Annotated in this window: 10 protein-coding genes; 5 read left to right on the top strand and 5 right to left on the bottom strand. The window is 49.0% G+C overall.

The annotated features are described in order from the left end of the window. Positions 1-7: 7 nt before the first annotated feature. Complete coding sequence (locus LKK83_RS23140) at positions 8-145, bottom strand: hypothetical protein (protein ID WP_324633749.1); 138 nt, start codon at positions 143-145, stop codon at positions 8-10. A gap of 724 nt (positions 146-869) precedes the next feature. On the opposite strand from LKK83_RS23140, the gene LKK83_RS23145 reads away from it, so the two are divergent. Continuing rightward, entirely contained in the window at positions 870-4,262 is a 3,393-nt protein-coding gene (locus tag LKK83_RS23145; RefSeq protein WP_324633750.1) for an EAL domain-containing protein, read from the top strand. A 127-nt stretch (positions 4,263-4,389) separates the two neighbouring features. Here the strand turns inward: LKK83_RS23145 and cobN are convergent, their stop codons facing one another. Then, the gene (gene cobN, locus LKK83_RS23150; protein ID WP_324633751.1) at positions 4,390-8,256 is read right to left on the bottom strand and encodes a cobaltochelatase subunit CobN; all 3,867 of its coding nucleotides are present in this window, start codon (positions 8,254-8,256) and stop codon (positions 4,390-4,392) included. Positions 8,257-8,784: 528 nt separating this feature from the next. On the opposite strand from cobN, the gene LKK83_RS23155 reads away from it, so the two are divergent. Both LKK83_RS23155 and LKK83_RS23160 read left to right on the top strand, forming a co-directional pair. After that, positions 8,785-11,103 carry a hybrid sensor histidine kinase/response regulator gene (locus tag LKK83_RS23155; RefSeq protein ID WP_324633752.1) on the top strand — a complete coding sequence of 773 codons (2,319 nt, stop codon included), beginning with the start codon at positions 8,785-8,787 and terminating at the stop codon, positions 11,101-11,103. Between the two features lie 145 nt (positions 11,104-11,248). After that, entirely contained in the window at positions 11,249-11,971 is a 723-nt protein-coding gene (locus LKK83_RS23160; RefSeq protein ID WP_324633753.1) for an N-acetylmannosamine-6-phosphate 2-epimerase, read from the top strand. A 157-nt stretch (positions 11,972-12,128) separates the two neighbouring features. Here the strand turns inward: LKK83_RS23160 and LKK83_RS23165 are convergent, their stop codons facing one another. Then, positions 12,129-13,028, bottom strand: coding sequence for a hypothetical protein (locus tag LKK83_RS23165; RefSeq protein ID WP_324633754.1), 900 nt, complete (start codon positions 13,026-13,028; stop codon positions 12,129-12,131). A 223-nt stretch (positions 13,029-13,251) separates the two neighbouring features. Here LKK83_RS23165 and LKK83_RS23170 point away from each other — a divergent pair, with 223 nt between their 5' ends. Continuing rightward, complete coding sequence (locus LKK83_RS23170) at positions 13,252-14,163, top strand: metallophosphoesterase family protein (protein ID WP_324633755.1); 912 nt, start codon at positions 13,252-13,254, stop codon at positions 14,161-14,163. A gap of 179 nt (positions 14,164-14,342) precedes the next feature. On the opposite strand, the gene LKK83_RS23175 is transcribed toward LKK83_RS23170, so the two are convergent. Continuing rightward, the gene (locus LKK83_RS23175; RefSeq protein WP_324633756.1) at positions 14,343-15,182 is read right to left on the bottom strand and encodes a DNA adenine methylase; all 840 of its coding nucleotides are present in this window, start codon (positions 15,180-15,182) and stop codon (positions 14,343-14,345) included. Positions 15,183-15,237: 55 nt separating this feature from the next. Between LKK83_RS23175 and LKK83_RS23180 the strand changes: the two genes are divergently transcribed. Further along, positions 15,238-15,939 (top strand): superoxide dismutase, encoded by a 702-nt coding sequence (locus LKK83_RS23180; RefSeq protein WP_324633757.1) that lies wholly within the window; start codon positions 15,238-15,240, stop codon positions 15,937-15,939. A 241-nt stretch (positions 15,940-16,180) separates the two neighbouring features. Here the strand turns inward: LKK83_RS23180 and LKK83_RS23185 are convergent, their stop codons facing one another. Further along, positions 16,181-20,257, bottom strand: coding sequence for a response regulator (locus tag LKK83_RS23185; RefSeq protein WP_324633758.1), 4,077 nt, complete (start codon positions 20,255-20,257; stop codon positions 16,181-16,183). Positions 20,258-21,010: the final 753 nt, after the last annotated feature.

Below are 21,010 nucleotides of genomic sequence, written 5' to 3' on the forward strand. Positions count from 1 at the left end.
GAGATAGTCATTCGTCATCGGTCACGGTTTCACACGACATTTGACCAAGACCTACGGACACAAGCAGGCGCGATCGCCAAACGAGATAACCTGCGCCGATGTTCCACATCAGCGCGGTGCGATCGCGGCGGATGTTTTTGTGCAATCAAAGAGAAAACTGTAAAAAATAGAGATAGATTCCGGCATTTTGGCATCTCAAGCAACCCATCATGTGCTACGAGTAATCTGGAAATGCAATAAATCCATCAATAACTCTCAATTCAACGAGTGCGATCGCTTGCTCGCAATCCCGGGAAACTCCTCCCTCCTGTGGAGGGGAGTGCAATGTCAATAACCGATGACCGAGCGACAATCACCACCGCCAAGGACCAAGAACCAATGACAACCGACAAGTGACAAATCAGCAACTCCAGACCGGATATTTCCCGTGAATTTACGCAGACAATCCCCCCAGATTACCGAAAATTTACGGATAAATTGCGGAACGGGTTCAGTGAATTTACGAGAGTCACATTTACGGAGATGAGATCGCCTTGTAGATGAATTTACAAGCCTGCTTTCACGAATACAAGCCATTTTCAGTCTCTAGTCATATTCCGAATCAGTGGTTAAATCTGCCGCCCGATAGAGGGTTTTGTTCTAATAAAACCGTACCATTGAAAATGAAAATATTATAAGTTAATCGATTGTCAGGAAAAAGATAAATAAGCTTTTTCCATAGAATATTGACTTTTGCGGATTGGCATTTTATAATGAGCGTAAAAATAAATAAAAACCCCTCAAACGTGAGTGAAAAAACTCGGAATTGTTAAATAAATGCATAAAACATGGGATGTGGCCAGGAATGGAAATCAAGAAGGAGTTAAGCCGTGGAACTGATTAACCAGTTAGTTGAGCTTGGTTTTGCCGGAAAATTAGTCATTGAAATTGGCGATCGCTGCCAAGGAAAGCTGGTGGCGAGGGAAGGTTCTATCTCGCAAGCAGCGATGAGTCATTTAATGGACAACTGGGGCATAAAGAATCTAGAAAGAATCGATTTAGTCTCAGAAGAAAATCGCTCTTCCTGGCAGCTTTTTGATGAAATACCCACTCATTCCACCCACTCGGAGGCGAGTTTGCGCGCGGAACAAAATAGAGTTGAACCGGGTGTTTCGTGCGCGAAGGGCGATCGCACCTTAGCCATTGTAAACGCGGCGATCGGGCAAGACAATGGTAGCGAAAGCGTAACCGTTTTGCACCACATGAATAAATCGGAAGATTGGGTGCAAGGGGGAGGGGAATCAAGCGCGATCGCGAATTTCGCCTCAGAGACCCTCACCCTGAATGCAGTCAAACAAGAATTAGAACGCACCATCGAGCAGCGATCGGCACAATTAGAAACAGCAAACCAGCAATTGCAAGCAGAAATCGCCCGTCGATCGCGAATTGAGGCAGAGTTAGAGGATTCCCTTTCTCTGCTGCGCGGCACCCTTGAAGCGAATCCCGATGGAATTATTGTCAGCAAAAACGGCAGCGAGATTGCCACATTCAATCAAAATTTTTTGCAAATGTGGGGAATTTCCGAAGCGGCGATCGCCTCTAGAAAACTCGAAAACCTCCTGCCTTTAATGCTACAGCAACTTAAAGAGCCAAATGCTTTTCTTTGTCAGGGGCAAGATGCATTTTCTCAACCCGATGCCGAAGGATACGGAATTTACGAACTCAAAGACGGGCGAATTTTTGAGCGCTATTCCAAACCCCAATGGCAGGGGGAAGAAATCGTGGGTCGCCTGTGTAGCTTTCGCGACATTACCCAAAGAACCCGCACAGAAGCGGCTTTATCCGAGAGCGAAAGACGCTATCGAGCCATTATCGAGCAAGTGTCTGAAGGGATATTTTTGCTCGATGTTCCTAGCATGAGAATCTTAGAAGCAAATCCGGCGTATTGCCAGTTACTCGGTTACAGCGAAGCGGAACTTTGCACCCGAACGATTTACGAGCTCGTCGAGCGCGATCGCGAGGAACTCGATGGCATTATTCACCAGCTTTTAACCGAAAAAAACTGCTTATGTAGCGCAGGATGCCATCGTCGTCAGGATGGTTCCTTGGTGAATGTAGAAGTCTGTTTCAGCCTGATTTCTTACGGGGGAAAAGAAGTCATTTCCGTAGTGGTGCGCGACATCAGCGATCGCATCGAAGCCGAACAAGCATTGCGACAAGCAGAACGCAAATATCGCAGCATTTTTGAAAATGCCGTAGAAGGGATTTTTCAAACCACATTAGAGGGTCACTACGTCACGGCAAATCCCATGTTAGCCCGGATTTATGGCTACGATTCGCCCGAACAATTGCGCCAAGAGTTGAGCGACATCGAGAGACAACTTTATGTGGATGCAGGGAGGCGTGAGGAATTTATCCGCCGCATAGAAAGACAAGGGGAGGTTAGGGACTTTGAATCGCAAATTTATCGAAAAGATGGCACGGTGATTTGGATTTCCGAGAATGCCTGCGGCGTTTATAACGATGCGGGGGAATTAGTAGGATATGAAGGAACCGTGCAAGACATCAGCGATCGCGTGCGAGTGCAAGAAGAATTACAGCAGTCGCGCCAGATGCTGCAACTCGTCATCGACAACATTCCCCAATCTATCTATTGGAAAGATAAAAACGCCGTCTATATGGGTTGCAATGGCAACTTTGCCCGCGCCGCCGGATTTGCGACTCCCGAGGAGATTATCGGAAAAACCGACTACGAGATTCCATTAAAAACCCAACAAGCGGCATTTTTCCGCCAGTGCGATTTCTGCGTGATGAATGCCAACGAGCCACAATATCATACCATCGAGCCACAAGATCGTGTGGATGGCAAGCAATATTGGGTGGAAAGCAATCGAATTCCCCTGAAAGATAGCCAAGGAAATGCGATCGGAATTCTCGGCACCTATGAAGATGTCACCGAACGCAAATTAGCAGAAGCCACCATTCGCTATCAGGCAACTCACGATTTACTCACCGGCTTGCCAAACCGAATGCTATTCGACAAACGGTTGCAAGAAGAATTGCAAACGCTTCCTGAAAGCGAGAATAAACTGGCGGTGATGTTTATCGATTTAGATCGGTTTAAAACGATTAACGATACCCTGGGTCATGCAATGGGCGATCGCTTATTAGAAGCCGTCACCGAACGAGTCACCAATTGTCTGCGCGAAACCGATACCCTGGCGCGCTGGGGCGGCGATGAATTCACCTTACTCTTGCCCAATATTCACGGCGAAGCCGATGCCGCACAAATCGCCCAACGAATTTTAGATCGACTCACACCCACCTTCGATCTAGAAGGTCATCCCCTGCATATTAGCAGTAGCATTGGCATTGCCCTGTGTTCTTCCAGTGACGAATTAACTGCCGAAAACCTATTAAAAAATGCCGATGCTGCATTATATCGCGCCAAAGAACGGGGACGGAATAACTATCAGTTTTATACCCCGGCACTCAATTCCAAAGCCTCCGAATTGTTTGTCCTAGAAAACGAACTGCATAATGCCTTGACCCGAGAAGAATTTGTGGTGTACTATCAACCCCAAATCAATACTGCCACCGGCGAAATATCGGGGATAGAAGCATTAGTGCGTTGGCAGCATCCAGAATTGGGATTAGTATCGCCGGCAAAATTTATTCCCCTCGCCGAAGAAACCGGCTTAATCGTACCGATTGGGGAATGGGTACTGCGAACCGTCTGCCGACAAATGAAAGCCTGGAGAGAGGCTGGTTTGCCACCGATACGAGTCGCCGTAAATTTCTGCGCCCGCCAAATCGAACATCCCAATCTCATCGAAACAATTGCCACAATTTTGTCCGAAAACGGACTAGAACCGGAATGGTTAGAATTAGAAATAACCGAAAACGCCGCCATGCAAAATGGCGAAAAAACCCGCATGATATTGCAACAGTTGGACGCAATGGGAGTTCACCTGTCTGTGGATGATTTTGGCACTGGATATTCGTCATTAGCTTATCTCAAACAGTTTCCGCTCAATACCCTAAAAATCGACAAATCTTTCGTCCGCGAACTGACCATGCAGTCTAAAGATGCCGGTATCATTGATGCGATTATGTTGTTGGGGAAAAAGTTTAATTTTCGCGTAGTGGCGGAAGGAGTGGAAACCGAAGAACATCAACGGTTATTGGAATGCTTGGGCTGTGAAGAAATGCAGGGATATTTGTTTAGCAAGCCCTTGCCAGGGTCAGATGCCACCCGGTTGCTTTGCAATGGCGATAATTAACAGCTAATTCTGCATAGGATTGGGGTGCGTCAGTTGCCACTATCTGTGGGTTTGTCAGAAAAGCGGGGGAGTGTTCTCTCGTTCCCAGGTGGAAACCTGGGAACCACAGAGATGGTGCTATTTTAACTTAAACCGGGTTAGTAGTAGATTCGATCGCCCCTTCTGCATGAAGCGCGATCGCCCGCAATTCTTCCAACATTGCGCCATCACTCCCTTGCCACAATCCCCGCTGATTTGCCTCTAACAATCGTTCCGCCATATCCCGCAACGCCCAAGGATTCTTTTCCTGAATAAACTCCCGCACCGAATCATCCAACACATATGCCTTTGCTACCCCTTCATACATAAAATCTTCCACACAGCGTGCCGTAGCATCGTAAGCAAACAAATAATCCAAAGTTGCCGCCATTTCAAACGCACCTTTGTACCCATGTCGCATCGCCCCAGCAATCCATTTTGGATTCACCACGCGCGAACGATAAACCCGAGCAATTTCCGCTTGCAACTGGCGAATTTTCGGGTTTTCCGGCAGGGAATTGTCCCCGAAATAGGTAGTAGGATTTTCCCCTTTCACCGCACGTACAGCCGCCGTTAAACCGCCTTGAAACTGATAGTAATCGTCCGAATCGAGCAAATCGTGTTCTCGGTTATCTTGGTTGTGCAACACCACTTGCATTTCCCGCAACCGCTGAGTAAAGGCTTCCGGGGCGGAATGTCCCTCACCATAGCCGGTGTAAGCATAACAACTCCAGTTAATATAAGCGCGGGCGAGGTCCGCATCGTCGGTCCAGTTTTGCGCGTCAATCAACCCTTGCAAACCGGCACCATAGGCCCCGGGTTTCGAACCAAACACGCGATAGCGCGATCGCACTTCCGCTTGTTGTTCGCTGTATCCTTGCGCTTGCCACTGTTGCTTTTCCGCCATTGCCCGCGCCGCCAAGGGGTTGTCTTCTGCCGGTTCGTCCAAACTGGCAACCGCCGCCACCGCGCGATCGAACAAATCGATCGCATTGCCAAACGCATCGCGGAAAAATCCCGAAATTCTTAACGTCACATCCACCCGAGGACGACCTAAAATTCGCACCGGCAAAATGTCAAAATCCACCACTCGGCGCGAGGGACCATCCCACACCGGTTGTACCCCCAACAATGCCAATGCTTCGGCAATATCATCTCCCCCGGTTCGCATGGTTGAAGTTCCCCAAACCGACAATCCCAAACTCTTCGGATACTCCCCATTTTCCTGCGCGTAACGCTCGATTAATTCCGCCGCCGCTTTTCGTCCCACATCCCAAGCGGTTTCGGTGGGAATTGCGCGAATATCCACGGAATAAAAATTCCGTCCCGTGGGCAACACTTCCGGGCGTCCCCGCGTCGGCGCACCGGATGGCCCACTGGGCAAATATCGGCCATCTAATCCGCGCAAAAATTGAATGACTTCTTGCTTCGTTTCTTGCAGTGCAGGCAGCAGAGCGTGGCGAATCCAGTGCAGTTCTTTCTGAGTTTCTTCTCCCACAATTTGCGGATTTTCCGCCAATTGTACCCCTAAGTTATTGTGGTTTGATTCAGTTTGACTGGCAATGATTTCCTCTACCAATTCAGCGGCAATTCGTTCTAATTCGGCAATTAAGTCGCCGAGAATTAATCCCGGTTTGGCGGATAAAGATGGGGGGATTTCGAGAGAATCATCTGGGGATAACACGCGAGAGGGGTCGGCGGTGAGCGGGTCGAAATCCCATTCCCAATCGAGGGCGATCGCGCGGGTCAATCCCACCCGATCGCGTCCGGAATGACGGGCGATCGCCACCATCAAATCCCGCAACTGTCGTCCCTGGGGACATTGCCCCAAAATATGCAATCCATCGCGAATTTGCGCTTCTTTTAATTCGCACAGATAGCCATCAATATTGGCGATAAAGTCGCTAAATTCTGGCGATTTGCTGGGGGAAACGTGAGGGTCGCTTGCCCCGGGGGTAGAAGAATTGAGCCAAGACAAATCGCGATCGAGATGTTCTTCGCGTATTAATTGTGCGATGCGATCGCGAATAGTAGGTAAGCGCGCGGGGTCTAAACTTTGGGCGTCGTAATACTCGTCGATCCAAGCTTCGAGTTTTTGCATTGGACCGTAGAGTTCGGCGCGGGTCATTGGCGGCGTGAGATGGTCTAAAATCACCGCCTGCGATCGCCGTTTCGCCTGGGATCCTTCTCCGGGATCGTTGACAATAAACGGATAGAAATGAGGCATTGCGCCCAATGCTGCCTCCGGATAGCACGCTTGTGACAGCGCCACACTTTTTCCGGGCAACCATTCTAAATTGCCATGCTTGCCCACATGTGCGATCGCTTGGGCGGCAAATCGTTCCCGAATCCAATAATAAAACGCCAAATACTCGTGAGTCGGTTCTAAATCCGGCGCATGATAGTTCAAACTCGGATCCGCATCGTATCCCCGAGTCGGTTGGATACCCACAAACACATTTCCCAGTTGAATGCCCGGAATCGCAAAAGACGCGCCGACTTGCGGCGGTTCCCCCCAGCGATCGGCAATTCCCTGGCGCAAGGATGGCGGCAAGTGCTGGAAATACTGCCGATACGCTGCTGCAGATACCTGTTGCCACGCTTGTCGCAATTCTCGACTTTCCGGATCGTTAGTCACGCCCGCTGTCAGGCGCTGGATTAACTCATCCCCGGTTTCCGGGATATCCGTCACGGAATAGCCGGCATCTGCCAGGGCTGTGAGCAATTGCACGCAACTTTGAGGAGTATCGAGACCCACGCCATTCGCCAACCGTCCGTTGCGCGTGGGATAATTGGCCAAAATCAAGGCAATTTTACGATCGCTCACCGGGGTTTGGCGCAATGTTATCCAATTCGCCGCCAAATCCGCCACGAAATCCACGCGATCGCTCTGGGGTTCGTACACCACCACCGGGGTTTCCAGCTTGTCACTTTCCCCTTGCACCGCCTTAAAGGAAATCGCCCGGGTAATAATCCGTCCATCCACCTCCGGAAGTGCTACATTCATCGCCATATCGCGCGGCGAGAGGCCCTGAAATCCTTTTTCCCATTGTTCCGCCGTACCACCACTGAGAATCGCCTGCAACACCGGCACATCCAGAGTTTGCCATAAATCCGGAGAGGACGGTGGGGGTTGTCGGTGCGATCGCAGGGTCTCGCCCACTTGACAAATTGCAAATCCTGTGGTATTGAGAAGTAACTGCACCGCCTCCCCCTCGGCAGGTTGCAGATAGGACAACACCTCCGCTTGCACCTCCAGATCCCGCAAAGACGACACGAACAAGGGCACCGCCTGCAATTTTCGGTGGGCTAACCCGCGACACAGAGCATCGATCGCCGCAGTATTCCCCGCCAGATAATGAGCGCGATAGAACAAAATACCGACTTTGGCGAGGGGAACCTCTCCCGGGGGCATTTTCCCCGCCTGTGTGGCATAAACCCCCACCCGAGGCACGATTTTCGGGGCGGGGGGCTGATAATCACCCCGCAAGCAAACATCGGCGAGAAATTGCAGGGCATGGGTAACATTTTCCACGCCGCCTTCGGTGAAGTAGCGCCACAATTGATTGGCGGCAGACAGAGAAACGGTAGAATGGTCCATTAAATCCGGATCCGGGCGATCGTCTCCCGGCAGCACGATCGCCTGGGCACCACTGTTTTCCACGGTTTCGCGCACCACTTCCAACCCATAGGACCAGTAGGCTCTTCCCCCCAACAGGCGCAAGAGAATCACCCGCGCTTTGCTCAGCACTGTTTCTGCATAGCTATCGATACTAAGCTGCTGTTGCAGTTGCAGTAGATTCACCACCCGCAGGGAGGGGAAGTCTGGGGGCAGCTTTTCTACAGCAGATGCCAGCACTTGAATATCCGTATCCGCCGCCGTCAACACGACGATTTCGGCGGGGGTTTGGGTTACGATAATGACCCCTTCTTCTTGTGGATTCCAACCTCCTGGTGTGGCGGCTAAACGATGCATCTTGATTTCCTCCTGTAGTGTATTCGCACCGCAATCGATGCGAAGGGTTGTGGTTGCGGCACTTCTGCGCCGCGCTTTGCCACCCTCGCGGGGCGGATTCCTCGGAATCCAGATTGACCCAAAGGCGATCGCGCGGATGCTGAGGCGCACTCATTCCCCTCGTTTGAGGCTTGACCTCTATCTAGAGGTAGATTTACGCCAAAATTCATCTTAGATCGACTTTCGGTTTCGAGGCAGGGTTGGGACAAGGGGGCGGCTTTTTTCGTGCGATGTCTAAAGAAAAGCTAAAGAGTAGGCTAAAACAAGCCAAGAAAATCAAAAATAGCAATACTATAGCTAATAAGGAATTAATTCATATATGGCTGAGACTTTTCAATCGATATGAGACTTACTGTAGTTCTGTCCAGGTTAACCGCTCGAATCTATAGCCAAATCCCTGCACTGATTTGAAAATGAGATCGTCCCTTGGTTGAGGTGACAGAACACATCTCGCCCTAGCGTCCAGCTTGTGCCAACCGACTCCAAACTATGCCTACGTTTGAAATCCAACGTCGAATTTTACCTTATCCTACCTTTGAGCGGCTGCGCGAGCTGTTGCAGCAACACCACAACGACCCAGAATCGGTGACGATCGCCGCAGAAAATCTCTCCGCCGATGCCATTGACCTCGATCGCGATTGGACATGCTTTAGCGCAATCGTCTCGCCTGGGTTTAGCGTTTTGCTGTTGGGGTCGCCGATTGAGGACACTCGGGAGAATCCCCCGTTGGCGGAGTCGGGAAGCTTGTATGAAGTGGGTTTAACCTTCGATAGCGAGGCGATCGCAGCATTTTTATCTCAATTGCGCCAATGTCGGGATCTGACCCTGGATCCGGCGCGGCTCGATCGCGCCTGCGCTTCCCTGCACCCCAACGATCCGCAACGCCAAAGCGAATTTACCCTCTCATTACTGGATATCCTCAGCGATCGCTGTCCGCAAGTGGAGGCTGTTTCCCCATCGGAAGGCGGGATTTCCATGTGTCAACCGATGGAAGACGCACTGCGCCAACAAATCGAACAAGAGCGCTTGCTCAATCAAGTCACCGCTCAGATTCGCCAAAGTTTGGAATTGCCGACAATTTTATATACCGCCGTGGAGCAGGTGCGGCAGTTTTTGCAGGTCGATCGGTTGGTGATTTATCAATTTGAATGGGAGGGCCTCGAAGGGGAATGGAGTGTCTCGGATCTGGAGGACTCTTCTGAGGACGATCTCCCGCTTGCAGAGCCGGAACTCCCCAAGGATCTAGTGACTTATGAAAGCCGCGCAAATGATGAGATTCCTTCGGTGCTTCATTTACCCGAAGGCGAAGGGTGCTTTATCGATACGCCGCAGTTAAAAGGGCAATATTCCCAAGGGTTTATTCAGGCGATCGAAGATGTGGAAGTTGCCTATGGGGAGGATGAATCGTTACTCCAATTACTGCGATCGCATCAAATCCGCGCTAAATTAGTCGTTCCCATTGTGGTGCAAAAAAAACTCTGGGGATTGCTCATCGCTCACCACTGTTTTTCCCCGCGTCAGTGGCTCCCGAGCGAACAGAATTTTCTCCGCCATATTGCCGAACATTTATCCCTGGCCATTCATCAAGCCGAACTCTACGCTGAAGTGAATCGCCAAAAACAAACCCTGGAAGAACGAGTTATCGATCGCACTCAAGCCCTGCACGATGCCTTATTGGCGGCTGAATCGGCGAATCGCGCCAAAAGTGAATTTTTGGCCACCATGAGTCACGAATTGCGGACGCCGCTAACCTGCGTTATTGGCATGTCCTCCACCTTGTTACGCTGGTCTTTCGGTCAGATGAGCAAAAAACAACAGGATTACATTAAAACCATTCACGATAGTGGAGAACATCTGCTCGAATTGATTAACGATATCCTCGATTTATCTCAACTCGAATCGGGCAAGGCAATTTTAAACATTACTGAATTTTCCCTGACTCAGTTAGCGCAATACACCCTACAAACTCTCGCCCCCAAAGCGGCGGCGGCTGGGTTAAAGTTGGAAATGACGCTCTCTCTCGATCGGGAAGGCGATCGCTGGACCGCCGACCAACAGCGCGTCAAACAAATTCTCTTAAATCTGTTGAGTAATTCTATCAAATTTACCCCCAAAGGCGGTACCGTTACCCTCCGGGTATTGATTGAAGGTAAACATGCTATTTTTCAAGTGGAAGATACCGGGGTGGGCATTCCTGAAGACCAAATCCCCCTGTTGTTTCAAAAATTCCAACAATTGGATACCTCCTATCATCGTCAATATGGAGGAACCGGTCTGGGATTGGCATTAACCAAACAATTGGTAGAACTCCACGGCGGCTGGATCGGCGTCCAATCTAAGGTGGGCAAAGGGTCGGTTTTTACCGTCCGCTTACCCGCTCAACCCATCTCTTCTCCGGGTCGAGAAAGCAATTTGGATCGCCACAATAGTCAGGTGGTTCCCGGGCGCATTATGTTGATTGAAGACCACGAAGAAAGCGCTATTTTAATTTGCGATATCCTCACCACTGCGGGGTATCAAGTGGTCTGGACGATCGAAGGCGTCACCGCGATTCAACAAATTGAAGTGCTGCAACCCAGCGCGGTGATTGTGGATCTTCAATTGCCCGGACGGGATGCTTGCGAAATTGTTGAATACCTCCGGAATTCCACCGCTACCCGACATCTGAAAATTTTAGTCTTATCTCCTCAATCATTGTCGCAAGAAAAAAACCGCGCTTTAGAATTAGGTGCGGAGGATTATTTACCCAAACCCATTCAACCCGAAAAGTTATTGCGAAAAGTCAATTCATTATTTCAACCCGATTAGTAAAGACGCGATAATCCTGGTGTCTACTTTTTTCCCATCAATGCGATCGCATAATTTGCAGGCTTGCTTAACTGCCAAAAAATCAGCAACCAACAGCAATTTTTTTCTCAATTCTGAACTTTAGCGGATTAACTCACAACTATCAATGAACAATACACCACCGGAAAAGTTAGGTCGTTCTATAACACGAGACGCCTTGCGCGGCGGCCCGATCGTCTCTTGTCAGGCACCTCCGGATTCGCCATTACACGACCCCCAAATTATCGCGGCGATCGCGCAAGCTGCACTCAATCAAGGTGCACTCGCCCTGCGCCTGGATACCCCCGCCCACGTACAAGCAGTGCGCCAACGCATCGATGCCACTATCCCGATTATCGGCTTGTGGAAACAGTCGATTCCCGATTGCGAAGTGTACATTACTCCGCAATTCCATCATGCGGCGGCGATCGCCCAAGCCGGTGCGGATATTATCGCCATTGATGCGACCCTGCGAGAACGCCCCAACGGCGAAACCTTGGGCAATTTAATCGCCCAAATTCACCACAATCTGGGAAAACTCGTCATGGCAGATGTGGATACCCTCGAAGCGGCGATCTCCTCGGCGAATTTGGGCGCGGATATCCTCGGAACCACCCTCTACGGCTACACCCGCGCCACCCAACATTTATCACCCCCGGGCTTTGATTTGCTCGCCCAAATGACTCAACAACTCCCACCCGATTCTTTCATTATTTGTGAAGGCGGTATTGCTTCCCCAGATATGGCAGCAAAAGCCCTCGCGATCGGTGCAGATGCAGTGGTCATCGGCACCGATATCACTGGCATCGATGCCAAAGTAAAAGCCTATCATCGCGCTATGAATCCGTAGGATTATTTAATCCCATCCCCGCTCGATTGCTCTGAAAAATCCCCGGGTTCAGGGTAGGTCTAAATGCAACAAAGCCCGCTGACGCGGGCTAATGAGACTCGTTCCCAGTTCATGCTGGGCAACCCTCTCGGAGGCTCTACCTTTTCACCGACTTTTTTTATCGTTTTAAAATAATCATCTGCGACCCAACCACGGCAGTACGTGCCACTAAATCCCCTTGCAAATCGGTAATTTCAACTTCAGAAAAGTCCAAATCTCTGGCGCGCTGCAAGATTTCTGAGGCTAATTTATCTTGACGAGAAAAGCTTAATTCATACCACTGGGGACTAATTTTTACCTGCAACAAACTGGCGGCAAAATTAGCTTTAAGAGACTGAATCAGGCCATCTGCATATTCGCTCGTCACCTCCGCCACTCGCTCTTGAATTGCTGCAATTAAGGTTTGCTCCGGGGTGAGCGGAAGCTGTGGCGCAACGGTTTCCGTCGGTTGCGGTTCTTCTACCACCGGGGGAGATTTTTCCGGTTCGGTGAGTTCCGGTTCGGGGATTTCTTCGGTAGGTTGTTCCAGTTCCACCGGTGGAATTTCTCGGATTTCCGGCGCTTCTACCGGGGGCGCTTCTACCGTCGGCGCTTCTACCGGGGGAGTGGGTTGTTCTGAGGGAAGCTGGGCAATTTCTGGCGGTTTTGGTGACAGCAAGCTGCTGCTGGTCCAGATAACGATCGCCACAATCGAGGCGATCGCAGTGGCTAATCCCCAATCGGGCAATCTTTGATTCAGGGATTCTGGCAAAATCCCTCGCACCGGTGCCAATACCGATGCCAATACCCCTTCCCCGGGTTCCGATGTCGGTTCGGACTCCAGTTTTTTCACCGCCCTTTCTAACAGGTTAATCGTGGAGCGCAAAATATTAATAATTGCTTGTTTAAACGGGGAGGGTTTGGGCGGAGGCGCTGGCGAACCCTCACCCGGGGCGGATTCACTCGCTTCGGGGGTAGGGGTTTCGGAAGGGGAAGTTTCGGATTCGGATGGATTTTGCCGTTCTCGATCTTCTGACATCGAATTCTCCATAAATGGGAGCGACAGATTACGGGAATGATAAAGAGGCTGCCTCTCTAGGCTTAATTTATCATGGGCGCGCATGGGGAGAAACGCGATCGCAAATTTCCTCTAGGTCTGGGCGCGAAAACCAGCGGCAACCAAGCGGCGCTATGCTAAAATAGCCAATGATGGCCGCCACAGAAGTGCCTTCCAAGGCTCGTAAATCTATTGTTATCCATCAATGAAATTCAATCGGCGTAATTTTATATTCGCAGGACTCGGGGCTGTAGGATTTGCAGTGGTGGGCAAAACCCTGCAAGCACTCAGCAATGAAACCGCATATCCCAACTCCAACTGGGAGTCGATCGCACTCCCCGCACAACCGCCTCGCTTGCGCTTTGTCTGCTTGGGGGATACGGGTACGGGTAAACAAGGGCAATATGCGATCGCCCGCGCGATGAAAGATTACCACCAGCAACATCCCTTCGATTTCGCAATTTTAACCGGGGATAATATCTACAACAATGGCGAAATCGAAAAAGTTACCCGGGTTTTCGAGCGACCTTATCAACCTTTATTGGAGTTGGGGGTGCAATTTTATGCTTGTCTGGGCAATCACGATATCCGCACGGATAATGGCAACGCGCAACTGAATTATCCCGGTTTCAATATGACAGGGCGATACTATACCTTCCGCCGCGATTCGGTGCAGTTTTTTGCCTTGGATACCAATAAAAATGCAGATTGGGACAATCAATTACCTTGGTTGGAAAATCAATTGCGATCGAGCGATGCTCCTTGGAAAATCCTCTTCGGACATCATCCGCCGTACACTTCTGGATTGCATTGGAGCGATCGCCGCTTGCGTCGTCGCCTACAACCGCTCTTAAAAACTTATGGCGTTCCCCTCTATTTGAACGGTCACAATCACAATTACGAACGCACCCATCCCATTGACGGAACCACCTATTTAACCTGTGGATCGGGTGCCAAAACTCGCCGCGTGGGACGCTCGTCTTGGACCGCCCGCGCCTTCGATTGGCTCAGTTTTGTCGCGATCGCGGTTTATTCCGACCAAATCATCCTCCGCGCCATTGATGAATACAATCATATCATCGACCAAGCGGTTATTCCCTTGCCCGAGCAAATTTAGTCCCCTAAAAGTCGCCTCTGGGCAAATATGATATGTACTCGGGCAAAAATAATTGCAGATGCTAGGGTGAGCCTCGCCACTGGAGAAAGGTGCCGACTCGTTACCAGCTCATGCTAATAACGCTCCCCTAATGCAACGCCTTCCCCCAATTCCGGGGAAGGTTCCGCCTCTTTTCCGCCTCAATAAGAAGTGACCACTACTTCGGAGATTTTTCCCCGTTTCTTTCCCTTGGAATTAATCGATCGCGTGGCATAAACCGTATGAATGTGAAAGTCTTTGTACAGGTTTCGGATAAACTCGCAATCGGAATTGGAAAGCATCACCCGCACGTTGCGATCGCTCAACTCAGCAAAGGTATCGCGCAGTTTTTTTTGGCTTTCTTCATTAAAAGAATAGCGACTGTATGCCGTAAAATTACTGGTGGGATTGAGCGGATAATAGGGCGGATCGAAATACACAAAATCATCGGCGGTTTTCGCTTGTTCTAAAACCGCGTCGAAAGGCTGTAGGTTAATTTCAGCTTTGGTCAGCGCCTCAGAGACCGATCGCAGTAAATCCGCATTGCAGATTTTCGGGTTTTTATATCGTCCCATCGGCACGTTAAACTCGCCTTTAGAATTCTCCCGATACAATCCGTTAAAACAGGTTTTGTTCAAATAAATCAGGCGTGCAGCTCTGTGTTTTTTCCGGCGAAACAGTTTTCCTCGCACTTGATAGTAATGGATTTTTCCATGTTTTAATTGATGCTTGTCGAGCAAGTCAATCAAAGTTTCTACATCATCTCTGACGCAGCAATAAACGTTGATTAATTCCGGATTTATATCGGATAAAAATGCATTGAAACCAGTAAATTGTTGATGCAAATAAAAAAACACAGCGCCGCCACCCAAGAATGGCTCGTAATAATTTTTAAACCCCTTGGGGAATAAGGGTTTATATTGCTCGATGAGCTGACTTTTGCCCCCCGCCCACTTGAGAAAAGGACGAGGCGTGACAGGGGTTTGGGTGCGCTGGGTCATTTATCCTACAATAAGAGAACAGTTAAATTGTCGTTATCAATCGTCGAGTTTTATTATGAACGTCAACCGTCGAAATCTACTGCTAATGCTGGGTGCGAGTGCAGTAGCGATGGGGGTTGCGCCCGGATGCGCGATCGCCCAAGATGAATCCGGTAAGTACACTTTACCGCCTTTACCTTACGATTACAATGCCCTGGAACCTCATATCAATGAAGCAACCTTGCGCCTGCACCACGATCGGCATCACGCCGGGTATGTCAAAGGGTTAAATACTGCCTTAGAAGAACTGTCCCAAGCGCGTCAGGGGGGAGATTTTTCCAACATTCAACATCTAGAACGGCGCGTGGCATTTCACGGCGCGGGGCATGTCAATCATACCCTGTATTGGAATAACATGAGTCCCAATGGTGGCGGCGAACCCACCGGGCAGTTAGGCGATCGAATCAATCGAGATTTTGGCAGTTTTAACACCTTTAAACAACAATTTACCCAAGCTGCCAGTAGTGTAGAAGGTTCCGGTTGGGGTTTGCTCGCCTGGGAACCCATGCAAGGTCGGTTGATTACCCAAGGATTGATGAATCATCAAAATAGCATGATGACTGGCATCGTTCCCTTGCTCATTACTGATGTTTGGGAACATGCTTATTATCTGCAATACAACAACCGACGCGGTGACTATCTCGATGCATGGTGGAATGTGGTGAATTGGCAAGATGTCGGCGCACGGTTTGATGCCATCCAATCAATGGTAGCATAAATGAGGAGGATTTGCCCGCCCTCCTGCGACCCAGGAGGGTTAAATTTAGGGAATGAATGGGGATAATTGAAATTAATTTAAAAGTGGCATTGGACTAATTAAATACCGAAAAATATTGTTTCAAACCGGCTTTTTTTTAATAAAAATTCCCAGTGACCTGGATATTTCTCTTAAATTATCGTCCGACTCTTGTTTAGGGTGTTTCTGCATCGTTCAGTTTGGCTAAACGAAATTAGATTACTCATAAAGCTTTGCCTTCGATGAGATACAAAATTTTATGAAACTCGAAATTTTCAGCTAAATTGGCGATAGTCGTTGCCAGAGGAGCTTGTTGTGCGGGCAATTCTTCTAGACATTCCAAAACCAGCTCGTCACTGCACTGACAGACTGCTTGCTGGAGTTTTTCGATCCACTCTGGCGGTTGGGCGGATAACTGGGCGATCGCCTCAGCAGAACTCAGGGTTTGCGGTCCGTTGGATGTCGCTTCTGTTCCGGGAGTATCTGCCTCTCGTTCGTATTCCACCCCGAGATATTTGCCGATGGTTTCCAGCAACTCTGGCACTTGAAATGGCTTGCCAATAAAATCATCGCATCCGGCGTTTAAAATCTTGTCTCGCCTTTCAATGAAAGCACTAGCAGTCAGGGCAACAATGATGGTTTTGGGCATCGCCGAGTCAGGAGACAACTGTCGTTCCCGTCTCCTAATTTGTCGCGTCGCTTCATAGCCATCCATCACCGGCATTCGCATATCCATTAAAATCAAATGCGGTAGCCACTCTTGCCACTTTTGTACCGCCTCTTTGCCATTTTCAGCCTCGCAGACAGCAAAACCAATTCCGGTGAAAATTTGACGCAATAACAGGCGACTTTCGGAATTATCGTCAACCACCAAAATGCGATACTCAGGTTGATTGGTGGCTAATCCGCGAATGGAAGAAGATGGCTTCTTCTCCCTCGGATTTTTCTCCCCTTCTCCTAACTGGAATTGAATGTCAAAAGCAAATATGCTGCCTTGACCCAGGGTACTGGTGACTTGAATTTCTCCCCCCATTAACTGCACGTATTTTTGGCTGATAGGCAAGCCTAAACCAGTTCCCTCCTGAGATTTTCGTCCGGTTTCGGTTTGTCCGAAAGCTTCAAATAAAAGCTTTAACTCTTCTGGGGAAATCCCCGGGCCGGTGTCTTCGATTTCAAAATGAATGCTAATCGTTCGCTCTTCGGAACCCGCCGCAGGGGGAGTTTGCTTGTCCGAATTAACCCACACCCGTAGCGTCACCCGACCCGCTGCAGTAAATTTAATCGCATTGCCCAACAAATTGAGCAAAACCTGACGTAACTTACCTTCATCGGTTTTGATATACTGCACAAGACCTTCCCCATAGTCAAAAATGAGTTCCAACCCTTTGGATGCCGCTTTTAATTGCAGCATTTTTTCTAAACTGTCTAGCAGTTGCAAAAGGTCGAATTCGCTCTGGTTAAAGGTCATGCGACCGGCTTCAATTTTTGATAAGTCTAAGACATCATTGATTAACGCCAGGAGATGTTCCCCCGCCCGATTGATAATTGTCAGGTTTTTATGATGTTCCACAGACACCGACTGACTGGTATTCATAATTTGAGCGAAGCCGAGAATTGCATTTAGCGGCGTCCGCAATTCGTGGCTCATATTGGCGAGGAATTCACTTTTGGCGCGGTTGGCGGAGTCGGCAGATTGCACCGCTTTTTGCAGGGCGTGCGATTGCTTTTTCGTTTGTTCCAGTAGTTTGGCTTGCTGGAGAGCAATGCTCAGTTGATTGCCAATTTGCATCACCATTGAAATTTCGGCGGGTTTCCATTCCCTTGCACTTTTATTTTGGTAACTCGCAAGCAGTCCCCAGAGGCGATCGCCCCGAAAAATCGGGACAATAATGTAAGCTTTTGCCTGCATCATCTCGAGCATTTCTATATAGCAATCGGCGAACTCTTCGCGATAAATATCGGCCACAGCTAGGTAATTTACTCCCCGGTTGTAAACGCCACCTTTGGTTTCTTGCAGGTAGGTATCTCGCAGATAAGCGTTAGCTGGGGTTAAGCTTTTTACCGGGCATTGTTGCGGTGCGATTATGGTGTTTGACAGAGGCGCGCCATACAAAAGCGGCTTCCATTCCTCACCCACAGATTCGGCCACAAATTCGCCACTCCAGTCGGAATTGAACTGATAAATTAAGACGCGATCGCAGTTTATCACCTGTCGCAATTCAGAAGTCGTCGCCGCAAAAATCTCGTCAATATCCAAGCTTTTACGCATTTTCTGAATCACCGCAGACAAGGCTTTCTCTCGTTGGGCACTTTCGCGCAGGGCGTCTTCGGCTTGCTTGCGCGCCGTAATATCCGTTAAAGTCCCGATCGCCCGGTAGGGTTCACCCGCGCGATCCTCCAGGTATTTCCCTTTCACTTCCACCCACAACCAATGCCCCTGTTTGTGTTTCAGGCGATGGATATGTTGGAAAGTCGAACTTCTACTGTGCCTGTGTTCTTCAAGCACGGCGAGGGTCACTAACCAATCGTCGGGGTGGATGCGCTCGGACCAGGTGCTAAAATTCGCGGGCAATTCCCCTTCTTCATATCCCAAAATCTGCACCAAAACCGGAGAATAATACACCCGATTTGTTTTTAAATCCCAATCCCAAATCCCGTCATTCGTGCCGGAAACCGCCAGGTTAAATCGTTCTTCACTGTCTCTCAGGGCTGTCTCCGCAGCTTTGCGAACGCTAATATCGATTAAATACCCCACCCACTCCAAAGGATTTCCCCTTTCATCCCGCAGCAATTTAAGCTCGCTGTACACCCAGCAGTAATATCCCTTTTTATGCTGCAAGCGATACTCATAACCCATCATATCCTCGGTTATTCCTTCCCCATTCAGGTGAGTTTTCTCCAGGTCTTTTGGATAAATCTTCCCCTTCCAAAAGCTCGGGTTTTCCAGGAATTCTCTAGCCTCGTAACCGAGCACTTCTTTCACGTTTTCGCTCATAAAGGTTACGGGACAATTCTCCGACGGCTTGCAGCTAAAAATCACCGCCGGACTCGCCGCCAACAAATATTGCAAGCGCTCTTTTGCTAAGCGCAATTCTAATTCGGCTCGCTTGCGATCGGTAATTTCTAATAGCACTGAACCCACACTAGATGGAGCCTCGTTTCCCTGGAAAATGGGAAAATACGACACCACCCAATACCGCATTACCCCTGGTTGACTATGCACTTCCCCACTAATTTCGTGGTTAATAAGCGGTTTTCCCGTTCTCAATACTTGATGGTACAATGGTTCCACCACAGGCGCGATTTCCGGGACAACCTCGCGGATACTTTTTCCGATATGCTCCGGTGCCGGCAATCCATTTATTTCTGCCAAAATATCGTTAATTTGGATGAATCGCAGTTCCCGGTCTACAATATTCATCCCCACAGCCGCGCTATTAAAAAATCCGTTTAATCGCGCTTCTCGCACGGCAATTTCTTGTTCTAATACTTTGCGATCGCTGATGTCGCGCGCCACCCATGCGATGGTGTTCTTTGAAGTCGGCGCAATACTCGCTGAAAACCACACTCGCCGTTCTCCCAGCATGAGGCTATACTCGCAATTTCCCACTTCCTGCGTCTCTAAGGCTTCGCGAATCTTTTCCCGAAATTTCTCCCCGGAAGACCCAAAAAACTGTTCTACAGTTTTTCCGATAATATCCGTGTCATTGCCGTATAATTGCTCTGGATTCGTTGGGGCAATTTTTAGGGTATTTCCATCAGCATCCACCATCATCACGATGTCCGCCATTGCTTCAAAAAAGCCGCGAATTTCTGCCTGAGAAGAGAGCAGCTTCTCTTCCATTAATTTTCTCTCTTTAATTTCTTTTTGTAAGCGATCGTTTTGAATGACCAGCTTTCTTTGCAACCAAAATAACTTTAAATTATGCTCGATTCTTACAATAACTTCTTCAATTTGAAAAGGTTTTGTAATATAATCAGAAACTCCCAATGAAAAAGCTCTGACTTTATCAAATGCTTCCGACAAAGCCGTGAGAAAAATAACGGGAATATCCCGCGTGTTTTCATCGCCTTTTAGCTCTGCACAAACTTGAAACCCATCTTTATCTGGCATCATAATATCGAGTAAAATCAAGTCGGGCGCTTCTGCCTGCACTGCAGCTAAAGCCATGTTACCGTTCGGAATTGGGCGAACTTCATATCCCTGGCGAGTCAATGCTTCGGTCAACAACCGCAAATTATGGGAATCGTCATCCACGACTAAAATATTTGCCGATGTCTCTTCGCTAACTCGATTCATTGTTTGTCCTCAATCCAATGTAAAACCTAATGTAGGAACACAGGGTTGCCCGATCGCGCTTCCTTGATTTAACCATGCCCAGAATACTTTTGCTGATTCAAAAAGCTCATTAGGGTAAGGTATAGAAAATCTGCTTGTCAAAAGTCTGTTTTAACGTAGCCTGCCTAGGGCAACGAAGGGCTATTGCCGAATACCTGGCTTGGTTTGAACCAACGCCTGACTCTCCCTTCTGGGATGCCTTTTCAGACCGACCTATCTCCACCTGATTTGGCATAAGACGGTGCATAACCTGCCCAAACAGTCTAGCCTATGGTTACTTATAGCGGATTTCAAATTAATGTGGTAAGCAACTCTCATCTAGCATTCCCGCGAATGCACTGAATCGGTGAGAAATTCTTTACCGCACCACTATGAAAACCACTATAAACCTTTAATACCATACCATACCATGTATTTTAGGAAAATGCAAGACTTTGAAGAGCTTTTAACCCCTCAGTCATCTCTTCTGGGCAGAAGTTGTCATCAAAAGAATAAGTTGGCGTCGGCGGCAGACACGCTTGCTAAGTTGAGATTTCAGCGGCTCAGTTTAGCAAGCAATAGAACCGCAAAGGAGATATGAGGCGTAAATGCGTCATCGGCGCGTCAGCGGTTGTGGATAAGCTAAGGGAAACGCACTCTTTTTAGCTTCTCGGCGGGAAGCCCCGCGCTCTACCCGTGCTTGGTGAGCGTCGGGATGAGAGCCAGGGGAAATGG

Source organism: Phormidium sp. CCY1219, from assembly GCF_035615515.1.
Lineage (GTDB): Bacteria > Cyanobacteriota > Cyanobacteriia > Cyanobacteriales > Laspinemataceae > CCY1219.